This is a genomic window from Methylorubrum subtropicum, assembly GCF_038442325.1.
GTDB lineage: Bacteria > Pseudomonadota > Alphaproteobacteria > Rhizobiales > Beijerinckiaceae > Methylobacterium > Methylobacterium subtropicum.
In genome coordinates this window covers 61,511-84,781 of sequence record NZ_JBBXMW010000023.1, presented here as the reverse complement: position 1 = coordinate 84,781, position 23,271 = coordinate 61,511, and the positions used below count along the sequence as shown (strand labels likewise).

Annotated in this window: 21 protein-coding genes; 13 read left to right on the top strand and 8 right to left on the bottom strand. The window is 69.3% G+C overall.

Going from position 1 to position 23,271, the window contains the following annotated elements; translation table 11 throughout:
- Positions 1–209 precede the first annotated feature (209 nt).
- Positions 210–1,853 carry a chaperonin GroEL gene (gene groL, locus AAHG03_RS23320; RefSeq protein WP_342153597.1) on the bottom strand — a complete coding sequence of 548 codons (1,644 nt, stop codon included), beginning with the start codon at positions 1,851–1,853 and terminating at the stop codon, positions 210–212.
- Positions 1,854–1,934: 81 nt separating this feature from the next.
- Complete coding sequence (gene groES, locus AAHG03_RS23315; protein ID WP_342153596.1) at positions 1,935–2,225, bottom strand: co-chaperone GroES; 291 nt, start codon at positions 2,223–2,225, stop codon at positions 1,935–1,937.
- A 212-nt stretch (positions 2,226–2,437) separates the two neighbouring features.
- Here groES and AAHG03_RS23310 point away from each other — a divergent pair, with 212 nt between their 5' ends.
- The 10 genes from AAHG03_RS23310 (at position 2,438) to glpD (ending at position 12,636) form a co-directional block, all read left to right on the top strand.
- Positions 2,438–3,442, top strand: coding sequence for a magnesium transporter CorA family protein (locus tag AAHG03_RS23310; protein WP_342153595.1), 1,005 nt, complete (start codon positions 2,438–2,440; stop codon positions 3,440–3,442).
- A 296-nt stretch (positions 3,443–3,738) separates the two neighbouring features.
- Complete coding sequence (locus AAHG03_RS23305; protein WP_342153594.1) at positions 3,739–4,536, top strand: class I SAM-dependent methyltransferase; 798 nt, start codon at positions 3,739–3,741, stop codon at positions 4,534–4,536.
- Positions 4,537–4,546: 10 nt separating this feature from the next.
- Positions 4,547–5,815 (top strand): glycosyltransferase family 4 protein, encoded by a 1,269-nt coding sequence (locus AAHG03_RS23300; RefSeq protein WP_342153593.1) that lies wholly within the window; start codon positions 4,547–4,549, stop codon positions 5,813–5,815.
- A gap of 54 nt (positions 5,816–5,869) precedes the next feature.
- Entirely contained in the window at positions 5,870–7,306 is a 1,437-nt protein-coding gene (locus tag AAHG03_RS23295) for a lipopolysaccharide biosynthesis protein (protein WP_342153592.1), read from the top strand.
- A 246-nt stretch (positions 7,307–7,552) separates the two neighbouring features.
- Entirely contained in the window at positions 7,553–8,923 is a 1,371-nt protein-coding gene (locus AAHG03_RS23290) for a Hint domain-containing protein (protein WP_342153591.1), read from the top strand.
- A 192-nt stretch (positions 8,924–9,115) separates the two neighbouring features.
- Complete coding sequence (gene glcE / locus AAHG03_RS23285; protein WP_342153590.1) at positions 9,116–10,303, top strand: glycolate oxidase subunit GlcE; 1,188 nt, start codon at positions 9,116–9,118, stop codon at positions 10,301–10,303.
- A gap of 15 nt (positions 10,304–10,318) precedes the next feature.
- Positions 10,319–10,546 (top strand): hypothetical protein, encoded by a 228-nt coding sequence (locus tag AAHG03_RS23280; RefSeq protein ID WP_342153589.1) that lies wholly within the window; start codon positions 10,319–10,321, stop codon positions 10,544–10,546.
- Between the two features lie 98 nt (positions 10,547–10,644).
- Positions 10,645–10,830, top strand: a complete 186-nt coding sequence (locus tag AAHG03_RS23275) for a hypothetical protein (protein WP_342153588.1) — start codon at positions 10,645–10,647, stop codon at positions 10,828–10,830.
- A gap of 8 nt (positions 10,831–10,838) precedes the next feature.
- Positions 10,839–11,135: a hypothetical protein gene (locus AAHG03_RS23270; protein ID WP_342153587.1), complete on the top strand. Its 297-nt coding sequence runs from the start codon at positions 10,839–10,841 to the stop codon at positions 11,133–11,135.
- Positions 11,136–11,139: 4 nt separating this feature from the next.
- A complete protein-coding gene (glpD, locus tag AAHG03_RS23265) occupies positions 11,140–12,636 on the top strand; it encodes a glycerol-3-phosphate dehydrogenase (RefSeq protein WP_342153586.1) in 1,497 nt (498 codons plus the stop codon).
- A gap of 180 nt (positions 12,637–12,816) precedes the next feature.
- Here glpD and AAHG03_RS23260 read toward each other — a convergent pair whose 3' ends face one another.
- The 4 genes from AAHG03_RS23260 to AAHG03_RS23245 form a co-directional block, all read right to left on the bottom strand.
- Complete coding sequence (locus AAHG03_RS23260) at positions 12,817–14,244, bottom strand: mannose-1-phosphate guanylyltransferase/mannose-6-phosphate isomerase (RefSeq protein WP_342153585.1); 1,428 nt, start codon at positions 14,242–14,244, stop codon at positions 12,817–12,819.
- A 256-nt stretch (positions 14,245–14,500) separates the two neighbouring features.
- Positions 14,501–16,666 (bottom strand): methylmalonyl-CoA mutase, encoded by a 2,166-nt coding sequence (scpA, locus tag AAHG03_RS23255; protein ID WP_342153584.1) that lies wholly within the window; start codon positions 16,664–16,666, stop codon positions 14,501–14,503.
- Between the two features lie 96 nt (positions 16,667–16,762).
- Entirely contained in the window at positions 16,763–17,239 is a 477-nt protein-coding gene (locus AAHG03_RS23250) for a hypothetical protein (RefSeq protein WP_342153583.1), read from the bottom strand.
- Between the two features lie 558 nt (positions 17,240–17,797).
- Complete coding sequence (locus AAHG03_RS23245; protein ID WP_056243391.1) at positions 17,798–18,013, bottom strand: hypothetical protein; 216 nt, start codon at positions 18,011–18,013, stop codon at positions 17,798–17,800.
- 424 nt (positions 18,014–18,437) lie between these two features.
- On the opposite strand from AAHG03_RS23245, the gene AAHG03_RS23240 reads away from it, so the two are divergent.
- Positions 18,438–19,601, top strand: coding sequence for a S1C family serine protease (locus AAHG03_RS23240; RefSeq protein WP_342153582.1), 1,164 nt, complete (start codon positions 18,438–18,440; stop codon positions 19,599–19,601).
- Positions 19,602–19,672: 71 nt separating this feature from the next.
- Positions 19,673–20,368 carry a J domain-containing protein gene (locus AAHG03_RS23235; RefSeq protein WP_342153581.1) on the top strand — a complete coding sequence of 232 codons (696 nt, stop codon included), beginning with the start codon at positions 19,673–19,675 and terminating at the stop codon, positions 20,366–20,368.
- Between the two features lie 271 nt (positions 20,369–20,639).
- Here AAHG03_RS23235 and AAHG03_RS23230 read toward each other — a convergent pair whose 3' ends face one another.
- On the bottom strand, positions 20,640–22,112 hold the full coding sequence (locus AAHG03_RS23230; protein ID WP_342153580.1) for a D-alanyl-D-alanine carboxypeptidase: 1,473 nt from the start codon (positions 22,110–22,112) through the stop codon (positions 20,640–20,642).
- 207 nt (positions 22,113–22,319) lie between these two features.
- Positions 22,320–22,688, bottom strand: a complete 369-nt coding sequence (locus AAHG03_RS23225) for an HVO_A0114 family putative DNA-binding protein (RefSeq protein WP_342153579.1) — start codon at positions 22,686–22,688, stop codon at positions 22,320–22,322.
- Between the two features lie 168 nt (positions 22,689–22,856).
- On the opposite strand from AAHG03_RS23225, the gene clpS reads away from it, so the two are divergent.
- Entirely contained in the window at positions 22,857–23,255 is a 399-nt protein-coding gene (gene clpS, locus AAHG03_RS23220) for an ATP-dependent Clp protease adapter ClpS (RefSeq protein WP_056249844.1), read from the top strand.
- Positions 23,256–23,271 lie beyond the last annotated feature (16 nt).

Sequence of the window (23,271 nt, the reverse complement as noted above, 5' to 3'; positions counted from 1 at the left end):
CGACTGGCCCTCGCCATCCTGCGCCAGGACACCGCCAAGGGCTCCCTGCACACCAAGCGACAGCTCGCCGGATGGGATGACGACTTCCTCGCCGACCTCATCACCCAAATGCGATAGCCCTGCCCTTACGGGGAGGGGACCCGCCCCCCAAAAGAAAAGGGGCCGCCTCTCGGCGACCCCTTTCCCTGTTTCAACGAACGGCTAAGGACTTAGAAGTCCATGCCGCCCATGCCGCCGCCGCCCGGCATCGCCGGGGCGCCGCTGTCCTTCTTCGGCGCGTCGGCGACCATGGCTTCCGTGGTCACCAGCAGGCCGGCCACCGAGGCGGCGTCCTGAAGGGCGGTGCGCACGACCTTGGCCGGGTCGACGATGCCGGCCTGGATCATGTCGACGTACTCTTCGGTCTGGGCGTTGAAGCCGAAGGTCTCGGAGTCGGTCTTGTCGGTGATCTTGCCGACGACGATCGAGCCCTCGACGCCCGCGTTCTGGGCGATCTGGCGGATCGGGGCCTCAAGCGCCTTGAGGACGATCTTGATGCCGGCCTGCACGTCCGGAACGTCGGACTTCAGCTCGGCGACCGCCTTCTTGGCCCGCAGCAGCGCGGTGCCGCCGCCGGGGACGATGCCCTCTTCCACCGCGGCGCGGGTGGCGTTGAGCGCGTCGTCCACGCGGTCCTTCTTCTCCTTGACCTCGACCTCGGTCGCGCCGCCGACGCGGATCACCGCCACGCCGCCCGCGAGCTTGGCCAGACGCTCCTGCAGCTTCTCACGATCGTAGTCCGAGGTGGTCTCGTCGATCTGCGCCTTGATCTGGCCGACGCGGGCCTCGATGTCGTCCTTCTCGCCGAGACCGTCGATGATCGTGGTGTTCTCCTTCTCGATGCGCACGCGCTTGGCGCGGCCGAGCATGGGGAGCGTCACGTTCTCGAGCTTGATGCCGAGATCCTCGGCGATCATCTGGCCCTTGGTCAGGATCGCGATGTCCTCGAGCATCGCCTTGCGGCGGTCGCCGAAGCCCGGCGCCTTCACGGCCGCGACCTTGAGGCCGCCGCGCAGCTTGTTGACCACGAGCGTGGCCAGCGCCTCGCCCTCGATGTCCTCGGCGATGATGACGAGCGGCTTGCCGGTCTGCACCACGGCCTCGAGCACCGGCAGCATCGCCTGGAGCGACGACAGCTTCTTCTCGTGGATGAGGATGTAGGGGTCTTCCAGCTCGGCGACCATCTTCTCGGCGTTGGTCACGAAGTACGGCGAGAGGTAGCCGCGGTCGAACTGCATGCCCTCGACGACGTCGAGCTCGGTCTCGGCGGTCTTGGCCTCCTCGACGGTGATGACGCCCTCGTTGCCCACCTTCTGCATGGCGTGGGCGATCATCTCGCCGATCTCCTTGTCGCCGTTGGCGGAGATCGTGCCGACCTGGGCGACCTCGTCGGACGAGGCGACCTTCTTGGCGCGGTTGGTGATGTCCTTCACGGCGGCCTGGGTGGCCAGATCGATGCCGCGCTTCAGGTCCATCGGGTTGATGCCGGCGGCGACGTACTTGGCGCCCTCGCGGACGATGGCCTGGGCCAGGACGGTCGCGGTGGTGGTGCCGTCACCGGCGATGTCGTTGGTCTTCGAGGCCACTTCGCGCACCATCTGGGCGCCCATGTTCTCGAACTTGTCGGCCAGCTCGATCTCCTTGGCGACGGTGACGCCGTCCTTGGTGATGCGCGGGGCGCCAAAGCTCTTCTCGATCACGACGTTGCGGCCCTTCGGGCCCAGCGTCACCTTCACCGCGTCGGCGAGGATGTCGACGCCGCGCAGCATCTTGTCGCGAGCGTCGGCGGAGAAACGAACGTCTTTCGCTGCCATGTGAGTACTACCTCGAATTTGGGAAAGGAGCCCCGAGATCAGCCGCGGCGATCTCGAAGGGCGGATGAAGCGGGCGCGGCCTTAGGCGGCGACGACGCCCATGATGTCGGATTCCTTCATGATGAGGAGATCCTGGCCGTCGATCTTGACCTCGGTGCCCGACCACTTGCCGAACAGGACGCGGTCGCCGACCTTGACGTCGAGGGCGTTGACGCGGCCCTGCTCGTCACGGGCGCCCGAACCGACGGCGACGATCTCGCCCTCCTGCGGCTTCTCCTTGGCGGTATCCGGGATGATGATCCCGCCCTTCGTCTTCTCTTCACCCTCGATACGGCGAACGACGACGCGGTCGTGGAGCGGACGGAAGTTCATGAGCTACCCTCTTGCTTCGGAATAGCGGTTGGTCTTGATGCGGCCCGAGCGACCGCGCCTACCCTGGCTGTTAGCACTCTCGTTGCGTGAGTGCCAACGACGGCCGCGAGATAGGCGCAGGCCCGTTTCGAGTCAAGACGCCGCATCTCCCGCGCCCGCCCGACGGTGCGGAGACATTCTCCGATCCCACGAATCCGGGGCATCCCTTTCCGATGATGAGCCTCCACGGGCCGCAAGGGGCGGTCGATGCGAGCCGCCTGCACGGCGCCGCCCCCCTGCCGGATCACGCGGTCTGGATCGACCTGGACGATCCGACCGCGGAGGAAGCGGCCCGCGTCGAGGAGAAGACCGGCATCCGCGTGCCCTCCCGCGCCGCGCTGAGCGAAGTCGAGCTGTCGAGCCGGCTGCGGCGCAACCGCGACGGCATCTCGCTGTCCACGCCGATGGTGACCTTCGACCGCTCGGACTTCACCCTGAAGCCGCTCGGCTTCCTCCTGAACAAGACGCACCTCGTCACCGTGCGCTACCACGACATGCGGGCCTTCGCGGCGGTGCGCAAACGGGTGGACGAGGAGGACGGCGACGGCAGCACCGGCGCCCGGATGTTCCTGCTGGTCGTCGAGGAACTGGTCGACAACCTCGCGGACCTGTTGGAGGAGATGTCGGCCGACCTCGACAACCTCTCGACCCGCATCTTCGACTTCGACGCCAGCGCCCGTCCCGGCGCCCGCAAGGGCGACGCCAGCGCCCCGAAGCGCCGCGACCTCGCGCTGCGGCGCCTGCTGCGCTCGATCGGGCGTTACGGCAAGTCGCTCTCGAAGGTCCGCGCCAGCCTGCTCGGCCTGGAACGCATCGTCGCCTTCGCCAAGGGCGAATGCGGCCAGCACCTCGACGAGGGCGACGCCCCCCGCTTCGAGACCGTGGCCCGCGACATCGCCTCCCTCGACGAGTTCGAGAACCGACTCTCCGAGACGGTGCAGTTCCTCCTCGACGCGACGCTCGGGCTCATCAACGTCGAGCAGAACAACGCCTTCCGCATCCTCACCGTCGTCTCGGTGGTCGGCGTGCCGCCGACGCTGGTGGCGTCGATGTACGGCATGAACTTCAAGCACATGCCGGAGCTGGATTGGGTCTACGGCTACCCCTACGGGCTCGCGCTGATCGCGATCTCGGCGATCGTGCCGCTGGTGTATTTCAAGTCGAAGGGGTGGCTGTAGACGCCGCCTCGTCCCACCTCTCCCCCTCATGCTGATGTGCCGCGCATGCGGCCTCGAAGCAGGGCTCCAGCCAGCCGCGCGACTTCTGGAGCCCTCCTTCGAGGCGCCGCCTTCGGCTGCGCACCTCAGGATGAGGGGGGTGGACGGGAGGGGCCGATTGAAACTCGGCGTTTAAGGTCTTGGACAGCATCCGGAGCGAGACCCGCGCACCTCGGACACTCCGGAAACCCCACTTAATCGTTTCGAAATCGCGTGCCCCCATCGTCGGCGCCAGCCGCACGATTGGGGTTTGCCCGATGAACGTCCGCCACAATTTCGAGATCGCGCAGCCGGTCCAGACCTTCGCTCCGCGCAGTCTGAAAGGCATCGCCGACGATCTCGGCTACTCGCCCGACTGGAACTGGTCGTGGGAGAACTACAAGGCCATGATCCTGGCGCTCAGCCGGGAATACGGCCTGCGCCACCACCTCGAGATCGGCGGCGGGCGCGATCCGGTGTTCGGCCCGGCGGAACTGACCGAGTACGACATCGCGGTGACGATCAACGACCTGTCGCAGCGCGAACTCGATCTGGCGCCCCCTGCCTTCTCCAAGCTTTGCTGCGACATCGCCGCGAAGGACACGGTTCAGGCCACCGGTCGCGAGCAGTTCGACTTCGCCTATTGCCGGATGGTGATGGAGCACGTGCCCGACGTCGCGCAGATGTGGCGCAACGTCCACGATCTGCTGGCTCCCGGCGGCGTGGCGCTGAGCTTCTTTCCGACACTGTTCGCGCCGCCGTTTGCCGCCAACCAGATCATGCCCGAGCGCCTGTCGCGCGCGGTGCTGCACACCCTGTTCCCGGACCGCGCCGACGACGGCGACAACCCGAAATTCCCGGCCCACTACAATCTCTGCCGCGGCAGCGAGGCGGTGATCGCGCCCGTGCTGAAGGAGATCGGATTCCGCGAGGTCGTGGTGCTGCCGTTCTACGGCTACAGCTACTTCTGGAAGATTCCTGGGCTCAAGCAGGTCGATGCCGCCTTCACCAGGGTGGCGCGGGCGCGCGACTGGCGCACCTTCACCAGCTTCGCCTACGTCATCGCCCGCAAATAGGCCGCGCCCGATGCCGATCATCGTCGTGGCGGATCACGCCCACATCAACGGCGGGCAGGCCAAGGTCGCCATTGAGAGCGCTTTGGGTCTCGCCGCACGCGGCCATGCGGTCACCTTCTTCGCCGCCGTCGGCCCGGCCGATCCGCGGATGGGGCCTGCGGGCATCGAGACGATCCTGCTCGATCAGGTCGATGTCACGACCACGAACTCGCTGGCCCGCTTCGGCGTGCAGTGGCTATGGAACCAGAAGGCGGCGGCGGCGCTGGGCGAACTCCTCGCCCGCCACGACCCGGAGGAGACGGTCGTCCACGTCCATGCCTGGGCCAAGGCGCTCTCGCCCTCGATCGGGCCGGTGCTGGCCGGCAGCAAGGCGCCGGTCGTGTTCACCATGCACGAGTACTACCTCGCCTGTCCCAACGGCGGCTTCTACGACTACCCCGTCTCGGCGGCCTGCCATCGGGCCCCGGTCTCGCTAGCTTGCGTCTCGCACAACTGCGATTCCCGCGGCTACGCCCGCAAGCTGATGCGGGTCGGCCGCCATGTGCTGATGCGCAACACCGGCATGATCGACAACCTCGCCGCGGTCATCACCATCAGCCGGCTCCAGCGCGAGGTGCTGGCGCCGCACCTGCCCGCCGACACGCAATGGTACGATGTCGGCAACCCGATCGATGCCGAGCCGCTGGGCCACAAGGAAGACGGTGAACCCGGCGGCTTCGTCTTCGTCGGCCGCCTCTCGGCGGAAAAGGGCGCCGGGCTGTTCGCGCAGGCCGCGCGGCTGTCGGGCCAGCGCGCGATCTTCGTCGGCGACGGCCCGCAGCGGGCCGAGCTGGAAGCAGCCTATCCGGAGGCCGAGTTCCTCGGCTGGCACGACCCGGCGGGCGTGAAGCGGCAGTTGCGGGCCGCCCGCGCCCTGGTTTTCCCTTCCGTCTGGTACGAAGGCCAGCCGCTCACCGTGCTGGAATCGCTGGCGCTCGGCACTCCGGTGATCGTCAGCGACATCTGCGCGGGCCGCGAGGCGGTGGCGGACGGCATCAGCGGCCTGTGGTTCCGCTCGGGCGATCCCGCCTCGCTGGCCGCCGCGATGACGCGGCTGTCCGACGACACCACCGCCCGGGCCATGAGCCGGGCCGCCTACGATGGGTTCTGGGCCGACCCGCTGACGCTCGACCGCCATCTCGACCGGCTGGAGCGCATCTACCGTGAGGTGGCCCTGCGCCCCGCGCACATCACCGCGAGCGCTCCGGCCGCCGCCTTGCGTAGCGCCCCGCTGACGTAAATCCGTCTCAACCGTCCGGCACACGCTCCTGCGCTCAGGAAACACCCGAAGCCCATGGCGGTCATCGCAGCCTACGTCGTCAACGCGGTCCTGAACCTCGCCCTCGGCCTGCTGCTGGCGCAGATCCTCGGCCCGGCGGATTTCGGCCGCTTCGCGCTCGGCATCGCCGGCTCGGTGGTGCTCACCACCCTGTTCTTCGAGTGGCTGCGGCTGTCGGCGACGCGGTTCTATTCCGAGCGGGTGCGCGGCGAGGAGCCGTGGATCCGCGCCGTGCTCGACCGGGCCTACGCCGCGACCGCGCTCTGCCTCGTCGCCGCGACCCTACTCTGCCTTGCCGGGCGCCCCATCGCCGGCCCGCCCGCGACGCTCGCCGCCGCGGCGGTCGCCACCGCCATCGGCATCGGCTTCTTCGACTACCAGACGACGCTGGCCCGCGCCCGCTTCATCGGCGGGCTCTATCTCAAGCTGGTGCTGGTCAAGAGCGGGCTCGCCCTCGTCCTCATGGTCGGCACCGCCTGGGCGACGGGAGACGCCACCGCGGTGATCGCGGCGGCGGGCGTCAGCCAGTTCCTCGCCGCGATCCTGATCCATCGCGGCCTCACCGATCCGCGCCACCGCCCGGACGCCGAGCGCGGGCGCACGATGCTGCGGGTCTTCGTCACCTACGGCCTACCGCTGATCGCGGCCAACGTCGTCTATCAGCTCCTGCCGTTTGCCAACCGCAGCGCCATCGCGGCCGTCGGCGGGTTTTCCGAGTCCGGCTACTTCTCGCTCGCCTCCGACATCGGCACCCGCATCTTCGGCACGCTCGGCGCGGCGCTCGATGTGCTGCTGTTCCAGATTGCGGTACGGGCGGAGGAGGAAGGCGGACGTCAGGCCGGCGAGGCCCAGGTCGCCCGCAACCTCGCGGTGGTCGCCGCCCTGATCCTGCCGAGCGCGGCCGGGGTCTGGGCGGTGCTGCCCGCGCTGGAGGCCATCGTGGTCCCCGACGCCTTCCGTGGCCACTTCACCGCCTACCTGCTGCCGATGCTGCCGGGCCTCGTCGCCTTCGCGGCCATGAACTACGCCCTCAACCCGGTCTTCCAGATCCGCCGCCGCACCATGCCGGTGATCGCCGCCGCCCTGTTCGGCGCGCTCGTCAACGCGCTGGCCTTGCTGGCGCTCGCGGGCTCCTACGGCGGCACCGGCATCGCCGTCGCCCAGACGCTGGGCTTCCTCGCCGCCTTCGGCCTCCTCGCCGTCCTGGCGCTGACCGGCCCGACCCGCATCGCCCTCCCCTGGCGCGACATCGCGACGGCGGCCCTCGCCACCGTCGCGATGGCCGCCGCGGTCTGGCCCCTTCGCACCCTCGCCCCCTGGCTGGCGCTGCCGGCCTGCATCGGCACGGGCGTGCTGGTCTACGGCGCGCTGGTCTGGCTCCTCGACATCGCGGGCCTGCGCAGCGCCGTGATGGAGCGACGGCAGTCGGGGCTGCCGGCTGCGGCGGAGTAGCGACGGGCCCAGACGCGCCCCTCCAAGAGACCACGTCCGACCGGGTGCGCGGGATGCTTCCTCGCGGTTTGGCGGATCACGCATCTGTGACCGATGCGTCACAGCGACTTACGCAAAGCGTTTCCGCGACAACCTTCGGACGACCGAAGCGCCGGCCGATGATACATTTCGTTCGCTCACGCACAGAACGAATTACCCGCGCCGCCGTCTTTGATTCGCGCGGATCATCGACCGGAGACCCGTACGATGCCGACGTCAGAAGAGCTTCGTGCATTCGACAACATCTACCCCGTTACCTTCGACGCCAATCAGAACGCTATTATTTCCGGCCCGTCGCCCAACACCAATGCGACGACGGATTTCCAGGATCTCAGCGACGGCTCGAACGACGATCCGAACCTCCTCGGCGATATCCCGAACGATCGCTTCTACGATGACGACAATGCAGCAACGCTGTATTACTATCGGAGGACGACGGACAACAGCGACGTCATCGTTTCGGCCAGCTCGAACGGTCAAGGTCCATACTATCTCTATACGAACAACTTCTATAGCCTGAACACGAGCCGGCCGACCACTGCCAGCCCGTACAATCTCGTCTGCTATGCCGCCGGCTCGTCGATCCGAACGCGCCGCGGCGAAGTAGCGGTCGAGCATCTGCGGGTCGGCGATCTGGCCGTGACCGTCTCCGGCGCGGCCCGCCCGATCCGCTGGATCGGCCACCGCACGGTTCGCTGCCAGGGCCGGACCGACTGGCAGCCCGTACGCATCGCCGCGCACGCCTTCAGTGAGGGCCGCCCGGCCCGCGACCTGTTCGTGTCGCCCGCCCACGCCATCGCCGTGGACGTGCTCGGCGAAATCCTGATTCCGGCCATCCGCCTCGTCAACGGCACCACCGTCTCCCAGGTTGCGGCCGAGAGCGTCACCTACTGGCACGTCGAACTCGACAGCCACGACCTGCTTATCGTCGAGGGCCTTGCGGCTGAAAGCTACCTCGATTGCGGCAACCGCCGCTTCTTCGCCGACACCGACGCCACCGATCTTCTGGCCGCCCCCGATGCCCGCCCGGAAGGCCCCCTGCCCTTCTGCCGGCCGTTCCACGAGGCAGGGCCTCTGGTCGATCTGGTCCGTGCCCGGCTTGCGGAGCGCGCCGAGGCGCTCGGCTGGCGCCGGGTCGAGGACACCTTCGCCGGACTGCACCTCGTCGCCGACGGGCGCGTGGTTCATCCCGAGGTGTTCGACCTCACCGCCCGCTTCGTCCTCCCGGCCGGCGTCCGCGACCTACGCCTTGTCTCGGCCGTCAGCGTGCCGACCCATGTCATCCCCGGCTCGACCGACGACCGGCCGCTTGGCCTCCCGCTGGCGGCGCTGACGATCGACGACGGGCTGACCGGCGCCCGCGTCGTCGCCCTGGACGATCCCCGCCTCCGTGAGGGCTTCCACGCCGCCGAGGCCGGCACGCGCTGGACCCGCGGCGAGGCGGTGCTGCCGCCCGAGCTGTGGGCGGGATGCCGAGGGACGCTGTTCCTGCGGCTGATGCTGACCGCCCCGGCCCTCCCTCGCTGGGTCGCGCCGGTGGAAGCGATCGATTGGGCCGAGCTCGGGCGCACGGCCTGACGACGGGACGGCCGGCTCACCTGCGCACGTCGAGGCGGCTCCGCCCACGCGGGGCCGTTCCTTCGTCGGCAGGGTCGCAGCGGCGAGAGGGCGACCCAACTGTCGTACCGCCCTTGCCACCGCCCCCCGATCCGGGCTTTGTCCCCTGAGAGGGCCATTCCAAAAAGGCCCGGCGGGACGGAAACCGGGATCATGACGACATACGCGCCGGCGAGCGAGGAGGAGGCGACGGCCATCGTCGCGCAGGCCGCCGGCCGGTCCGAGCGGCTGCGGCTGGTCGGGGGCAACACCAAGGCCGCGTTCGGCCGCCCGCCGCAGGACGAGGCGACGCTGGCGAGCACGGGGCTCACCGGCATCACCCTCTACGAGCCCGCCGAGATGGTGGTGGGCGCGCGCGCCGGCACGCCGCTCGCCGAGGTCGAGGCGCTGCTGGCCGAGCGCGGCCAGATGCTGCCTTTCGAGCCGATGGAACACCGGCCGCTCCTCGGCTCCACCGGGGCGCCGACCTTCGGCGCGGTGGCGGCGATCAACAATTCCGGTCCCCGGCGGATCAACGCGGGCGCGGCCCGCGACAGCCTGATCGGCGTGCGCTTCGTCAACGGACGCGGCGAGGCGATCAAGTCGGGGGGCCGCGTGATGAAGAACGTCACCGGCCTCGACCTCGTGAAGCTGATGGCGGGCTCCTGGGGCACGCTCGGCCTGCTGACGGAAGTCACCTTCAAGGTGCTGCCCGTACAGGAGCGGGTCGTCACCCTGGTGCTGAACGGCCTCGACGACGCCGCCGCGGTCGAGGCGCTGTCGGCAGCACTCGGCTCGCCGTTCGAGCTGACCGGCGCCGCCCACCTGCCCGCCGGGATCGGCGGGGCGGAGGCCCGCACGCTGATGCGGATCGAGGGGTTCTCGAAGTCCGTCGAGTATCGCCTCGGCGAACTGCGCCGCCTGCTCCGCCGCCGCGGTGAGGCGAGCCTGATCGAGGGCGAGGACAGCGCCGCCCTGTGGCGCGCCGTGCGCGATGCTGCGCTGCTCGCCGAGCCCCGCGAGGCGGCGGTCTGGCGCATCTCCACCGTACCGGGCCGCGGGCCGGAGGTGACCGCGGCGGTCGCCCGCCAGCGGTCCGCGCGCTGGTTCTACGATTGGGGCGGCGGCCTGATCTGGCTCGCCACCGACGCGGGCGACGATGCCGGCACCGTCACGATCCGCGAGGCGGTGCGGGCGGCGGGCGGCCACGCCACCCTGGTGCGCGCCCCCGAGACCGTGCGGGCTGCCGTGCCGGTGTTCGAGCCCCTGCCCGAGCCGCTGATGCGCCTTACCACCGGCATCAAGGCGGCGCACGATCCCGCCGGCCTGTTCAACCCGGGGCGGATGTATGCGGGCGTGTGAGCGAGACGAGACGCCATGCTGACGATCCTTCTCTCCATCGCCATGGTCGTCGTGCTGGGCCTGATCTTGGTGCGGCAGCGCAACCTCGGCTTCCTGATGTCGCTGGGGAGCCTGATCGCCGCCATCCTGATGATGATCTGGATGCAGAACATGGGCCTCCTGCCCGGCAGCCAGGGCCCGCTCAGCGAATCGCGACCGCAAACCCTGATGGACGGGCAGAGGAATCCGGCCCAGGCCCCGTAGGCCGACGCTCCGCAGAGCTGCGGGAACCGCCGGCGGCCCTGGCGCGTCTGCGCGGAGAGGGCGCCCGCCAACCCGGCTCCCCCGATTGGAGCCGTCCTTTGCGCAGCCTTCTCATCCTCCTCGTCCTGATCGCGGGCGGCTTCGTGCTGACCGCGATGTATGTCGCGCCCAAGCAGCCGGAGCTGCGCGGCTGGTACGAGACCAATGCCTGCCCGCATCTCGACAAGATCAGCCCGCAGATCTGCGAGCCGATCCGCGCCGCGCGCGGCACGCAGCCGATCTGAGCGGGCGCTTGCCAAACTTCATCGACTGGGCCTTCCGGGACCGCAGCACCGGAGAGATCGTGATCGGCCAGTGGCCGAACACGCCGCTCTGGACCTTCATCGCGGCCTCCTCGGCGGAATGGGTGCTGGGGGCTGTGGCACCCGGCCTGCCGCCATGGCTCTTCCTGGTCTTGCGGATCGTCGCGCTCGTCGGCCTCGCCGTCTGGGCCGCCGACGAGGTCGCCCGGGGGGTCAACCCGTGGCGGCGCTTCCTCGGCGCCCTCGGGCTTCTCGGCCTCGCCATCAGCCTTGCGGACTTGCTGTGAGGCCGTGAGCCACGTGTACGACCTCCTCGTCATCGGCGGCGGCATCAACGGGGCGGGCATCGCCCGCGACGCCGCCGGGCGCGGGCTGTCGGTGCTGCTGTGCGAGCGGAGTGATCTCGCCGAGCACACCTCGTCGGCCTCGACCAAGCTGATCCACGGCGGTCTGCGCTACCTCGAACAATACGAATTCCGCTTGGTGCGCGAGGCTCTGGCCGAGCGCGAGCGGCTGATGCGGCTTGCCCCCCACATCATCTGGCCGCTACGCTTCGTGCTGCCGCACGATTCCGGTCTGCGCCCGGCCTGGCTCCTGCGGATCGGGCTGTTTCTCTACGACCACCTCTCGCGGCTGCGCGCGCTGCCGGGCTCGCAATCGCTCAAATTGACCGCGGAGGGCGTCGGCGCGCCGCTGCAACGGCGTCTGACCCGGGGCTTCGCCTATTCAGATTGCTGGGTCGAGGACAGCCGCCTCGTCGTCCTCAACGCCCTCGACGCGTCCGAGCGCGGCGCCGCCATCCGCACCCGCACCAACGTCGAGTCGGCGCGGCGCGAGGACAGCGCCTGGACCGCGACCCTGCACGATGCCGAGACCGGGCGGCGCGAGCGCGTGCGGGCGCGAGCCATCGTCAACGCCGCCGGCCCCTGGGTGGCGCAGACGCTGCTGCGCACGCTCTCGGTCGAGGCGCGGCCGAAGGTGCGGCTCGTCAAGGGCAGCCACATCGTCACGCGAAAACTCTACGAGGGGGATCACGCCTACATCCTGCAGCAACCCGACCGGCGCATCGTCTTCGCGATTCCCTACGAGCGCGACTTCACCCTGATCGGCACCACCGACGTGCCCTACGAGGCCGGCCCCGGCCGGGTGACGATCTCTCCGGAGGAGACCCGCTACCTCTGCGACTGCGTAAACCGCTCGTTTTCCAGGGAAATCGGGCCGGACGACGTGGTGTGGAGCTATTCGGGGGTGCGCCCGCTCTACGACGACGCGGCGGAGACCGCGTCGGCCGTAACGCGGGACTACGTGCTGGAACTCGACAGCGACGGCCCGCCGGTGCTGTCGGTGTTCGGCGGCAAGATCACCACCTACCGGCGGCTCGCCGAGCATGCCCTGGAGAAGCTGAACCTCCCCGGCCTCAAGCCCGGCTGGACCGGCACCGCGCCGCTGCCCGGCGGCGACGTTCCGGGCGGCGATTTCGACGCGTTTCTCGAGATTTTCCGGAAAACCTACCCGTTCCTACCCGATGCCTTGTCGCTGAGACTCGCCCGTGCGTACGGAACGCGCGCGAAAAACCTCGTCGGCGACGCGCGGACGCTCGCCGACCTCGGCGAGACGTTCGAGGGCGGCCTGACCGCCCGCGAGGTCGATTATCTCGTGCGCACGGAATGGGCCCGCGCCCCCGAAGACATCCTGTGGCGGCGGACCAAGCTCGGCCTGCGCACGGGCCGGACCGGGGTGGCGCGGCTCGCCCGGCATCTGGCCGGGCGGACGATCGAGGCGGGCTGACCCGGGTCGGTTCATCCAACCCAATCCCCTCATCCTGAGGTGCTGCGCAGCAGCCTCGAAGGAGGGCTCCAGCGGATCGCTGAGACTTCTGGAGCCCTCCTTCGAGGGCGACGCTTCGCGCCGCCACCTCAGGATGAGGGGAATGGGTGGGATGAAGGTGGCGGAGCGCAGAACGAAGCGTCAGCGCCCGTAAACATCCTCGACGCGGATGATGTCGTCCTCGCCCGTGTACGAGCCGACCTGCACCTCGATCAGCTCCAGCGGGATCTTGCCGGGGTTGGTCAGCCGGTGCATCGAGCCGATGGGGAGATAGACCGCCTCGTTCTCGTGGACGAGGATGATCTGGTCGTTCAGCGTCACCTCGGCCGTGCCCTTCACCACCACCCAGTGCTCGGCCCGGTGGAAGTGCTTTTGCAGCGACAGCCGGCCGCCCGGCGTCACCATGATGCGCTTCACCTGGAAGCGCTCGCCGATGTCGATGCGCTGGTACCAGCCCCAGGGGCGGTACATCCGGCGGTGGGCGTCGGCCTCCGGGTGGGCTTTTTCGCGCAGCACGCCGACGAGGTCCTTGACCTTGCCCGAATGCGACTTCGACGAGACCAGTACGGCATCGGGGGTCGCCACCACCACCACGTCGTCGAGGCCGACCACGGTGGTGAGCCCCTCGCCCTCGCTGTGGACGAGGCTGCCCGTGGTCTCGACCAGCTCGACCCGGCCGCGCACGGCGTTGCCCCGCGCGTCGCGCTCCAGCACCTGCCATACCGCGTCCCAGGTGCCGACGTCCGACCACGCGAACGAGACCTTGAGCACGCCCGCGCGCGCCGTCCGCTCCATCACGGCGTAGTCGATCGAGGTTTTCGGCGCACGCGAGAAGGCTGTGCCGTCGAGACGCACGAAGTCGAGATCGGTGGTGGCGGCCTCCAGCGCCCCGCGGGCGGCTTCGAGAATCTCGGGGGCGTAGGCCTCCAGTTCGCCGATCATCACGTCGGCGCGGAACAGGAAGTAGCCCGAATTCCACAGGGCGCCCTCGTCGATCAGGCGCTCGGCACCCGCGGCGTCGGGCTTCTCGACGAAGCGCTCGACCCGGTGGACGCCGGGCGCGCCGGGCACCGCGGCGCCCATGCGGATATAGCCGTAATCGGTCGCGGCGCGGTGGGGCGCGATGCCGAGCGTCATGATCTGGCCGAGGCGAGCCCCGGCGGCGGCTTGGCGCGCGGCCTCGGCGAAGGCGGCGGCGTCCTCGATCACGTGGTCGGCGGCCAGGATCAGCACCACCGTCTCCGGCCCCTGCCGCGCGGCGTGGAGCGCGGCGACCGCGACCGCGGCGGCGGAATCGCGCCGGTCCGGCTCCAGCACGATGTCGGCGGAGACCCCGGCCTGCGCGAGCTGTTCGGCGACGATGAAGCGGGATTCGGCGGAGGCGATGACGGTGGGGCGGGCGAACACCGCCGCGTCGGCGACGCGCCGGGCCGTCGCCTGGAAGGTCGAGGAATTCGGATCGACCAGAGGCGTGAACTGCTTGGGCATGCTCTCGCGCGAGGCCGGCCACAACCGCGTGCCCGAGCCCCCGCACAGGATCACAGGGAGAATCTGGCCCCCGTCGGACATCGCGACAACCCTCTCAAACCATGCCGGCCGTTTGCGAAGGGATCGTCCGCCGCAGCGCAACACGCCGGGGCGGAACCGCGAACCCTCCGTCGCCGAAGGCGGATCGGACCCGCGCGCCCCGTGGGGGTGCCGGTCGCCGCCCGTTCAATGAAGGAGTCTTAGCCCAACGTGCCGCGCCGCACCACGGGGAACCGGCCCGCGCCTGTGCGAGCACCGGCCGAACCAGCGGTTAGGCTTAAGCAGCCGACAGCGGCGGCTACTCCGCCGCCTGCCGCTCGCCGTAGCCGAGGCGGTCGTTGAGTTCGCCCAGGAGCTTCACCGCGGCTTCGGGGATGACGGTGCCGGGCGGGAAGATCGCCGAGGCGCCCGCGGCGTAGAGCGCGTCGTAATCGCCCGGCGGGATCACGCCGCCGATGACGATCATCACGTCGTCGCGGCCCTCCTCCTTCAGCGCGGTCTTCAGCTCCGGCACCAGGGTGAGATGGCCGGCGGCCAGCGAGGACACGCCGACGATGTGCACGTCGTTCTCCACCGCCTGCCGCGCCGCCTCGGCCGGGGTCGCGAAGAGCGGCCCGATATCCACGTCGAAGCCGAGGTCGGCAAACGCCGAGGCGATCACCTTCTGGCCGCGGTCGTGCCCGTCCTGGCCCATCTTGGCGACGAGGATGCGCGGGCGGCGCCCGTCGTTCTCCTCGAACGCCTCGACGAGGCCGCGCACCTTCTCCACCACCGGGGACATGCCGCCCACCTCCCGCTTGTAGACGCCCGAGATCGAGCGGATTTCGGCGCGGTGCCGGCCCCAGGCCTTCTCCAGCGCCTCGGAGATCTCGCCGACCGTGGCCTTCGCCCGCGCCGCGTTGACCGCGAGTTCGAGCAGGTTGTCGCTCGTCTCCACCGCCTTGGTCAGCGCGGCGAGCGCCGCATCGACGTCGCCCTGGTTGCGCTCGGAGCGCAGGCGCTTGAGCTTGTCGATCTGCATCGTGCGGACGTTGTGGTTGTCGACGCGCAGAAGCTCGATCTTCATCTCGTCGTCGGGCTTGTACTTGTTGATGCCGACGATCGTCTGGCGGCCGGAATCGATCCGGGCCTGTGCGCGGGCCGCCGCCTCCTCAATCCTGAGCTTCGGGATGCCGGCCTCGATGGCTTTCGCCATGCCGCCGAGTTCGTCGACCTCGCGGATATGCTCCCAGGCGCGCTTGGCGATGTCGTGGGTCAGGCGCTCGACATAGTAGGAGCCGCCCCACGGATCGATGATGCGGGTCGTGCCGCTCTCCTGCTGGAGGAAGAGCTGGGTGTTCCGCGCGATGCGGGCCGAGAAATCGGTCGGCAGGGCCAAGGCCTCGTCGAGCGCGTTGGTGTGCAGCGACTGCGTCCCGCCCTGGGTCGCCGCCATCGCCTCGATGCAGGTGCGGGTGACGTTGTTGAACACGTCCTGCGCGGTCAGCGACCAGCCCGACGTCTGCGAATGGGTGCGCAAGGGCAGCGACTTGTCGTTCTTCGGGTCGAACTCCTTGACGAGCTTGGCCCAGATCAGGCGCGCGGCCCGCATCTTGGCGATCTCCATGAAGAAGTTCATTCCGATCGCCCAGAAGAACGACAGGCGCGGGGCGAACTGGTCGATGGTCAGGCCCGCGGCCAGACCCGCCTTGATGTACTCGACGCCGTCGGCGAGCGTGTAGGCAAGTTCGAGATCCTGCGTCGCCCCGGCCTCCTGCATGTGGTAGCCGGAGATCGAGATCGAGTTGAACTTCGGCATGTTCTTGGAGGTGTAGCCGAAGATGTCGGAGATGATCCGCATCGATCCCTTGGGGGGATAGATGTAGGTGTTGCGGACCATGAATTCTTTTAAGATATCATTCTGAATGGTGCCCGCGAGTTTCTCGGGCGGCACGCCCTGCTCCTCGGCCGCGACGATGTAGAGCGCGAGCACGGGCAGCACCGCGCCGTTCATCGTCATCGACACGGTCATCTCGTCGAGCGGGATGCCGGAGAACAGGGTGCGCATGTCGTAGATCGAATCGATCGCGACGCCCGCCATGCCGACATCGCCCGAGACGCGGGGATGGTCCGAATCGTAGCCGCGGTGGGTCGCGAGATCGAAGGCGACCGAGAGGCCCTTTTGCCCCGCCGCGAGGTTGCGCCGGTAGAACGCGTTCGAATCCTCCGCCGTGGAGAAGCCGGCGTACTGCCGGATCGTCCAGGGCTGGGTGACGTACATCGCCGGATAGGGCCCGCGCAGGTAGGGCGGCAGGCCGGGGAACGAGCCGATCCCCTCCAGACCCTCACGGTCCTGCGGGCCGTAAAACCCCTTCACCGGGATGCCCTCGGGCGTCATCCACGGCTCGCCGACCGGGGGCGGCGGCGCCTGGAACGACTGGCCGGAAAGGCCGAGCGAGGCGAAATCGGGAATCCGGGAGCTCATGCGGCGGTCTCGGCGGGTTCGGAGGACGGCAAATTTCTTTTGGCATTATAGGCAAGCCACCAAACGCGGCTACTGTCCATTGGGCGGTGAGGCCCCTCACCGCTTCTTCGTGAGGAAGCGCCTCCCGAGATCGCGGCGGATGCTCGGCGCCGGCCCCGCGGGCGCCGCGAGCCACGCCCGGCGCAGCGCGATCAGAGCCTTGAGCCGCCTCATCCGCGCGCGCTCGCAGCCGCCATCCCACGAGGGGCTGAAGTCGGCGGCGCTCATGCCGCCCTCCCCCATCAGCGCCCCGAGGATCGTCACGACGAGCCCGGCCACGAACACGAAGACCAGCACGGCGACCGGCCACGCCAGCCCGAGCCCGACCACGCCCGCGATCGCCAGCTTCAGCCCGAGCGAGGCGGCGACCTTGGCCTTGAGCAGCACCAGCAACGTCGCCCCGGCGCCGAGGCCGCCACGCAGGGTGCGGAAGATTCTTCGCTTATAGCGAGCCCGCGCGATCAACCCGTCGAGCCGAGCGAGTTCGCGCTGCACGCACCGCACCGTCTTGGCTTGCTCGATGCCGGCCTGCACGCCCCCTCCCCCGGGATCACGAATCCGCGACTGGTTCGCGCGGTGTGGGGGGCAGACAATGCCAAAGCGCGGCGTTCGTCCAATCGGACCCCGTAAACGGCGTGACACCGGACTCACGCCACGATGGTGAAAATTTACCGTCGGTCGCTACAATCGCACCGTTGGACCAAACCTTCCCGTCGCGACGGCTCCGTGGCTCGCGGAGCTTATGGCGGCTTAGCCGACCGCCATCGTTCGAGTAGGCAGACGGGAAGGGGGTGAGCGATGTGCTGATGTTTCCGCTCTTGCGGATCACCATCACGAAAAACCCGAGCGGTGAGTGGTCGGTGACCATCACGCTCGGGCTCTGTAAACCATAAGTCTAACAAGAGGACCCGCGAGCAGCCACTCGCGGATCCTCGCCTCTCATTATGGTGAGGCGATCCGGTTTTGCAATCACACCACGGCGGACTGTGGTGTATATCGTGTCTGGCTCGACTCGCGTCAGGCGGCCGGGGCCGATGCCGGAGGCCGCTCCCCCCGGCATCTGACGCCGATCCCGCGCTACAAGCGGCTCGATCAGTTGAGGTAGGTGCGGATCCAGTTCGGGGAGAGGATCTCGCCCTCCTCGGTGATGATCCAAGGCTGCTGGGCCGGGTCGCGCATCGCGCCCTGGGCGGCGAGCAGCGCCTCGCGCAGGGTGTCGTAGCGCAGCGGCTGGGCCAGCGGCGAGGAGGCCGGCAGGGTGCGCCAGATGGTGAGGTCTGCAGGTCGTTCGAGAGCTTCGGTTTCCATCTCTTGTTCTTCCTTCCGAACTATGGGCGTCCGCAGAGAACCGTCGCGGCGATCCGAGTCATCGCGCCGATCTGCGAAGAGCTTCCAGTGTGATCCAAGCATCTCTGGGGCGGCTTTGCGATCAATTCGGGTGCTCGTCGTCCGAGTGGTCACCGTTTCGTCGCAGTTCCTCGCGCCGACCTTGCCTTGGTTTGGCCAAGGATTGGTCCGCACCCGCCCACCGATGCTTTTTCATCAGTGTTTCGACACTGCTGGGAAACAGTGACCAAGTGGTTACCCTCGCGGGGCCAGCGTGACCGTGCGCTGCCGCACCCTCCCGGACCGGTCTGGAAAACGGGGATTCGTTGAAAGCCGGCCACACCCGACACAGCTAAGCCCAGATTCGGTGCCGAGGCCGGCCCGACCGTCTTCAGAGAACCGTCCGGTGCCTGATCGTTTCGTGCGCATCGCCCTCGGGGTGACTTTGGGCCTGCTCGTCGCCTTCGTGGCGCAGCCCTACATCCTGGCCTTCCTCTATTCGGCCGACAGCCCGCGCGCGGTGACGGCGCGGGGCGACCTCTCGGCGCTCGAGAAATCCACCGTCGATCTGTTCGCCCGCGCCTCGCCCTCGGTGGTCCACGTCTTCGCCCAGACTGCGGCCCGCGGGCAGTCGCTGATGGAGCCGGACGACGAGTTCGGGCAGTACGGGCAAGAAGACGGCCGGCAGCAACAGGGCGGCAGCGGCTCGCAGACCGGCACCGGCTTCGTCTGGGACGCGGCGGGCCACGTCGTCACCAACAACCACGTGGTCGAGGGCGCGACCAAGGGCGGCGGCTCGATCTCGGTGCGGCTCGCCTCCGGCGAAGTCGTGGGTGCGCGCCTCGTCGGCACCGCCAAGAGCTACGACCTCGCCGTGCTCCAGCTCGGGCGCGTGGCCAAGATGCCCCCACCGCTCGCGCTCGGCACCTCCGGCGACCTGAAGGTGGGGCAGTCGGCCTTCGCCATCGGCAACCCGTTCGGGCTCGACCACACGCTCACCACTGGCGTCATCAGTGCCCTCCAGCGCCGCCTGCCGACGCAGGAGGGGCGCGAACTCGCCGGCGTCATCCAGACGGATGCGGCGATCAATCCCGGCAATTCCGGCGGGCCGCTGCTCGATTCCGCGGGCCGGCTGATCGGCGTCAACACCGCGATCTACTCGCCCTCGGGGGCGAGCGCGGGGATCGGCTTCGCGGTGCCGGTCGATGTGGTCAACCGCGTGGTGCCCGACCTGATCAAGAACGGCCGCGTGCGCAACCCCGGCATCGGCATCATCGCCGGCCAGGAGGCGGCCGCGGCCCGGCTCGGCATCGACGGCGTGGTGGTGGTGCAGGTGCTGCCGGGCTCGCCCGCCGCGCAGGCCGGCCTTGCCGGCATCGACCGCCGCACCGGCGAGATCGGCGACGTCATCGTCGGCGCCAACGGCCGCCCGGTGCACCGGCTCGCCGACCTCACCGCGGTGGTGGAGGATGCCGGGCTCGACAAGCCGGTCAACCTGCTGGTCGAGCGCGACGGGCGGGTGCGGACCGTGCGGGTGACGACGGCGGATGTGGCGCAGTCGCGGTTGTAAGCCCGCGGTCGTGACCGCCCGCGGCTCCGCAGCCGCTTTACCCGCGGGCCGAACCGGACGAAGACGAAAAAATGCTCATCGCCCTCGGCCTCTTGGCGCTCGTCGGGTTCTGGTGGCTCGGCCGAAGCGGCGGGCGCCTTCCGTTCGGGCTCACCCCGCGCCGGCTCGCCGGCTACGCCGCCTTCGCCGCGGCCTTCCTCTTGTCGCTGCGCGGCAGCCTCGTGCTCGCGGGCGTGATCGGGCTCGCGGGCGTGTGGCTGCACGAGGGGCGCGACGGCGTGCTCCAGCGGATTCCGGGCCTGCGCGGCAAGCCCAAGCCCGAGCGGCGGCGCACAGCCGCGGTCGAACTCGATTTCGCGCCCGACGGTGCGCCGCTCGACGGCCACGTCTTCGTCGGCCCCTTTTCCGGTCGCCGCTTCTCGGAGGTGCCGCCCGCCGACCTCGCCGAGCTGTCGCTGCTGCTGGCCGGCAACGACCCGGAGGGCGCGGGGCTGCTACAGGCGTATCTCGACCGCCGGCATCCCGGCTGGCGTGTAGACGCTGATGGCGATGCGCACCCGCGGCCGGGCCGCCCGGCGCAGCCAGGGACGATGTCGGAGCAGGAGGCCTATCAGGTCCTGGGGCTTGAGCGCGGGGCGACCCTGGAGCAGGTCCGGGCGGCCCATCGGGCGCTGATGAAGAGCGCCCACCCCGACCAGGGCGGCAGCGTCGAACGGGCGGCGCGCCTCAACGCGGCGCGGGACAGGCTTTTGGACCGACATCGCTGATACTCCACGCGCGTTGTCAGATTGTTTTGGGATTTTTGGCGCCGTCGAACGGACGGGCCTTCCCCTCCCCACGGATCCCGGGCTTGCCCGAGATCCGCTCCTTGCCTGCCCAGATCGGGCAGGCCCGATCCCAGTGGGGAGGGGTCAGGGGTGGGGGTCGATCAGGATGAGGCGGTTACGGTGCCTCCTGCACCACCCCCACCTCCAACTCCTCCCCGCAAGGGGGAGGAGAGCACGCGTCGGATGACGCGGTGGGAACTCTGGAAAAAACTCAGCTGCGGGTGGCGAAACAGGTAAAACCGTTCTTCTTCAGCGCGGCGCAGGCGTCCTGGGCGGCGCCCTGTTCGGTGAAGCCGGAGAAGCGGGCGCGGTAGAGCGTGGTGCCGCCATGCGTCACGCGGACGGTGTAGGGGGCGGCCTTGGCGAGCGCCACGGTGCGGCTGCGGGCGTCGGAGAGGATCGACTTGGCCTTGTCCTCGTCGTCCATGGCGCCGAGCTGGATCACCCACGGGGTCGGCGTGACCGGGCGGAAGGCGTCGGAGCGGGCATCCTTCGGCGGGGCTTCCGCGCGGGAGGCCACGCCCTCGACGGCGGGGAGCCGCGCGGTGGTCTTGCCACCGGACGAGGGGAAGGGCGCTTGGGCGGCCGAGCCGGCATAGGCCTGGGCGGCGCCGGGGATCGCCTGGAGCGCCGGGCGGCGCATGCCGGGCGTCGTGGTGGCGGGCGGGGAAATGCTGGTCGAGCTGGTGGTCTCGACCTCGTCGTCCTCGGCCGAGGCGATCTCGGTGCGGGTGCGCGAGCCGGCCTCGGCGATGACCGCCGGGCGACCGCGCTCGGCGACCTCGGTGACCGGGGCGGTCTGGCGGGCGCCGGCATAGGCGCGCGGCAGGCTGGAGCGGACGAGGTCGGCCATGATCCGGTCGCGGCTGGCGCCGGACTTGCCGCCGAGCACGATCGCGACGATCTGGCGGTCGCCGAGCTTCGCGGCGGTCATCAGGTTGAAGCCGGAATCGCGGGTGTAGCCGGTCTTGATGCCGTCCACGCCCTCGACCGCGCCGAGCAGTCGGTTGTGGTTGCCGATGACCCGGCCGCGGAAGGCGAAGGAGCGGGTCTGGAAGTAGCGGTAGTAGCGCGGGAAGCGGTCTTGGATGGCGCGCGCCAGGATCGTCAGGTCGCGGGCGGTGGTGATCTGGTCCGGATCGGGCAGGCCCGAGGCGTTGGAATAGTTGGTGCGGCTCATGCCGAGCGACTTCGCCTTGCGGGTCATCATCTCGGCGAAGCGCGGCTCGGAGCCGGCGATGTTCTCGCCGATGGCGCAGGCCACGTCGTTGGCCGACTTGGTGACGAGCGCCTTGATCGCCTCCTCGACGGTGATGGTCGAGCCGGGGCGCAGGCCGAGCTTCGACGGCGCCTGCGCGGCGGCGTTGGCGGTGATGTTGAGGTCGGAATCGAGTTCGTAGCGGCCCTTCTCCAGCTGCTCGAACAGCATGTAGAGGGTCATCACCTTGGTGATCGAGGCCGGGTGGCGCAGCGCGTCCTCGTTGACCGCGTGGAGCGTGCGGCCGGACTTCACGTCCACCACCATGGCGGCGTAGGGCGGGCTGTAGCCGCCGCCCGCCGGGCGGTGATGGCCGCCGCGCTTCCTCGCCTCGGCGGGGGCCGCCGCCGCGGTGAGGACGCCCGCCGCCAGGAGCAGGACGGCGGCAGCACGGGATCCCGTGGTCCGGCCTTCTACGCCACGCATCTCGAAACCTTCGCCTCGACCGCCGGGGCTCGGGCCCGGCTCGCACCAGTCGTCCGCGGATGGCCGGCTGGCCGAATTCCGCACTCTCTGGATGTCACGGTAGGCGCAACGCGGTTACGCGGGCGTTAATGCTGTGCAGCATGGAAACGAGATCGTCGTTTCGCCTCAGGGGTTAAGCGGGTGTGAAGGATTGGGGACCGCCCCGATTCAGGCGGCGATCCGGATGGTGGAGGTGATCGCGTCGATCTCGCTCGACAGGCGCCCGTCCTCGCCGCGCAGGACGAGGCCGAATTCGGCGAGCGCGGTCACGTCCTCGTGGACGCGCCGCACGTCGCGGTTCAGGGCGCGGGCGAGCGCGCGGATTCCACTCTCGGGCGTGCGCCGGAGATGGCGCAGCAGCTCGTAGCGCTTGGGCGTCATGACGGCATGGAGCGCGGCCCAATCCCGGAAGACGATGCGGTCATCGCCCGCGACCGCTCCCCCCTCCCCTGCCGCCTTCCAGGCTTCGGCGACCTCCGCCGCTACTGCCCGCAGGTCGCGGCCGACCTCGATCTCGATCGTTCGTCCGCTCTTCATCGGCCCACCTCCTAAAATCCCGCACGGCGCAATCGTCATTCCAAGGCCCGGACAGTTTCACGCACCTCACTGGCGCACTCGATTTTCGGCCTATAGATTGCCTCTCAAGGGCACCGCTCCCGCCGGGGGCGGACACCAAAGACCGCCAACAAGGTCGCTGACATTCAGATGACTCTCACGTCGATCCAGGAGGGCGCGGCATCGCGGGCGGAGCGGGGGCTCCGGCCCGTCGTCGCGGCCTCGACCCCGCGGGGCCCGGGCGACGACGACCGGTCCGGCACCGCCATCATCACCCGCACCAAGCCGCGGGCGAAACGGCCGAGCCTCTACCGCGTTCTCCTCCTGAACGACGACTACACCCCGATGGAGTTCGTCGTTCACGTCGTCGAGCGGTTCTTCAACAAGAGCCACGACGACGCCTACCAGATCATGATGCACGTCCACCAGAACGGTGTGGGGGAGTGCGGCGTGTTCACCTACGAAGTGGCGGAGACGAAGGTGACGCAGGTGATGGATTTCGCCCGCAAGCACCAACATCCGCTTCAGTGCGTTATGGAAAAGAAATAGGCATCCAGCGAAGGCC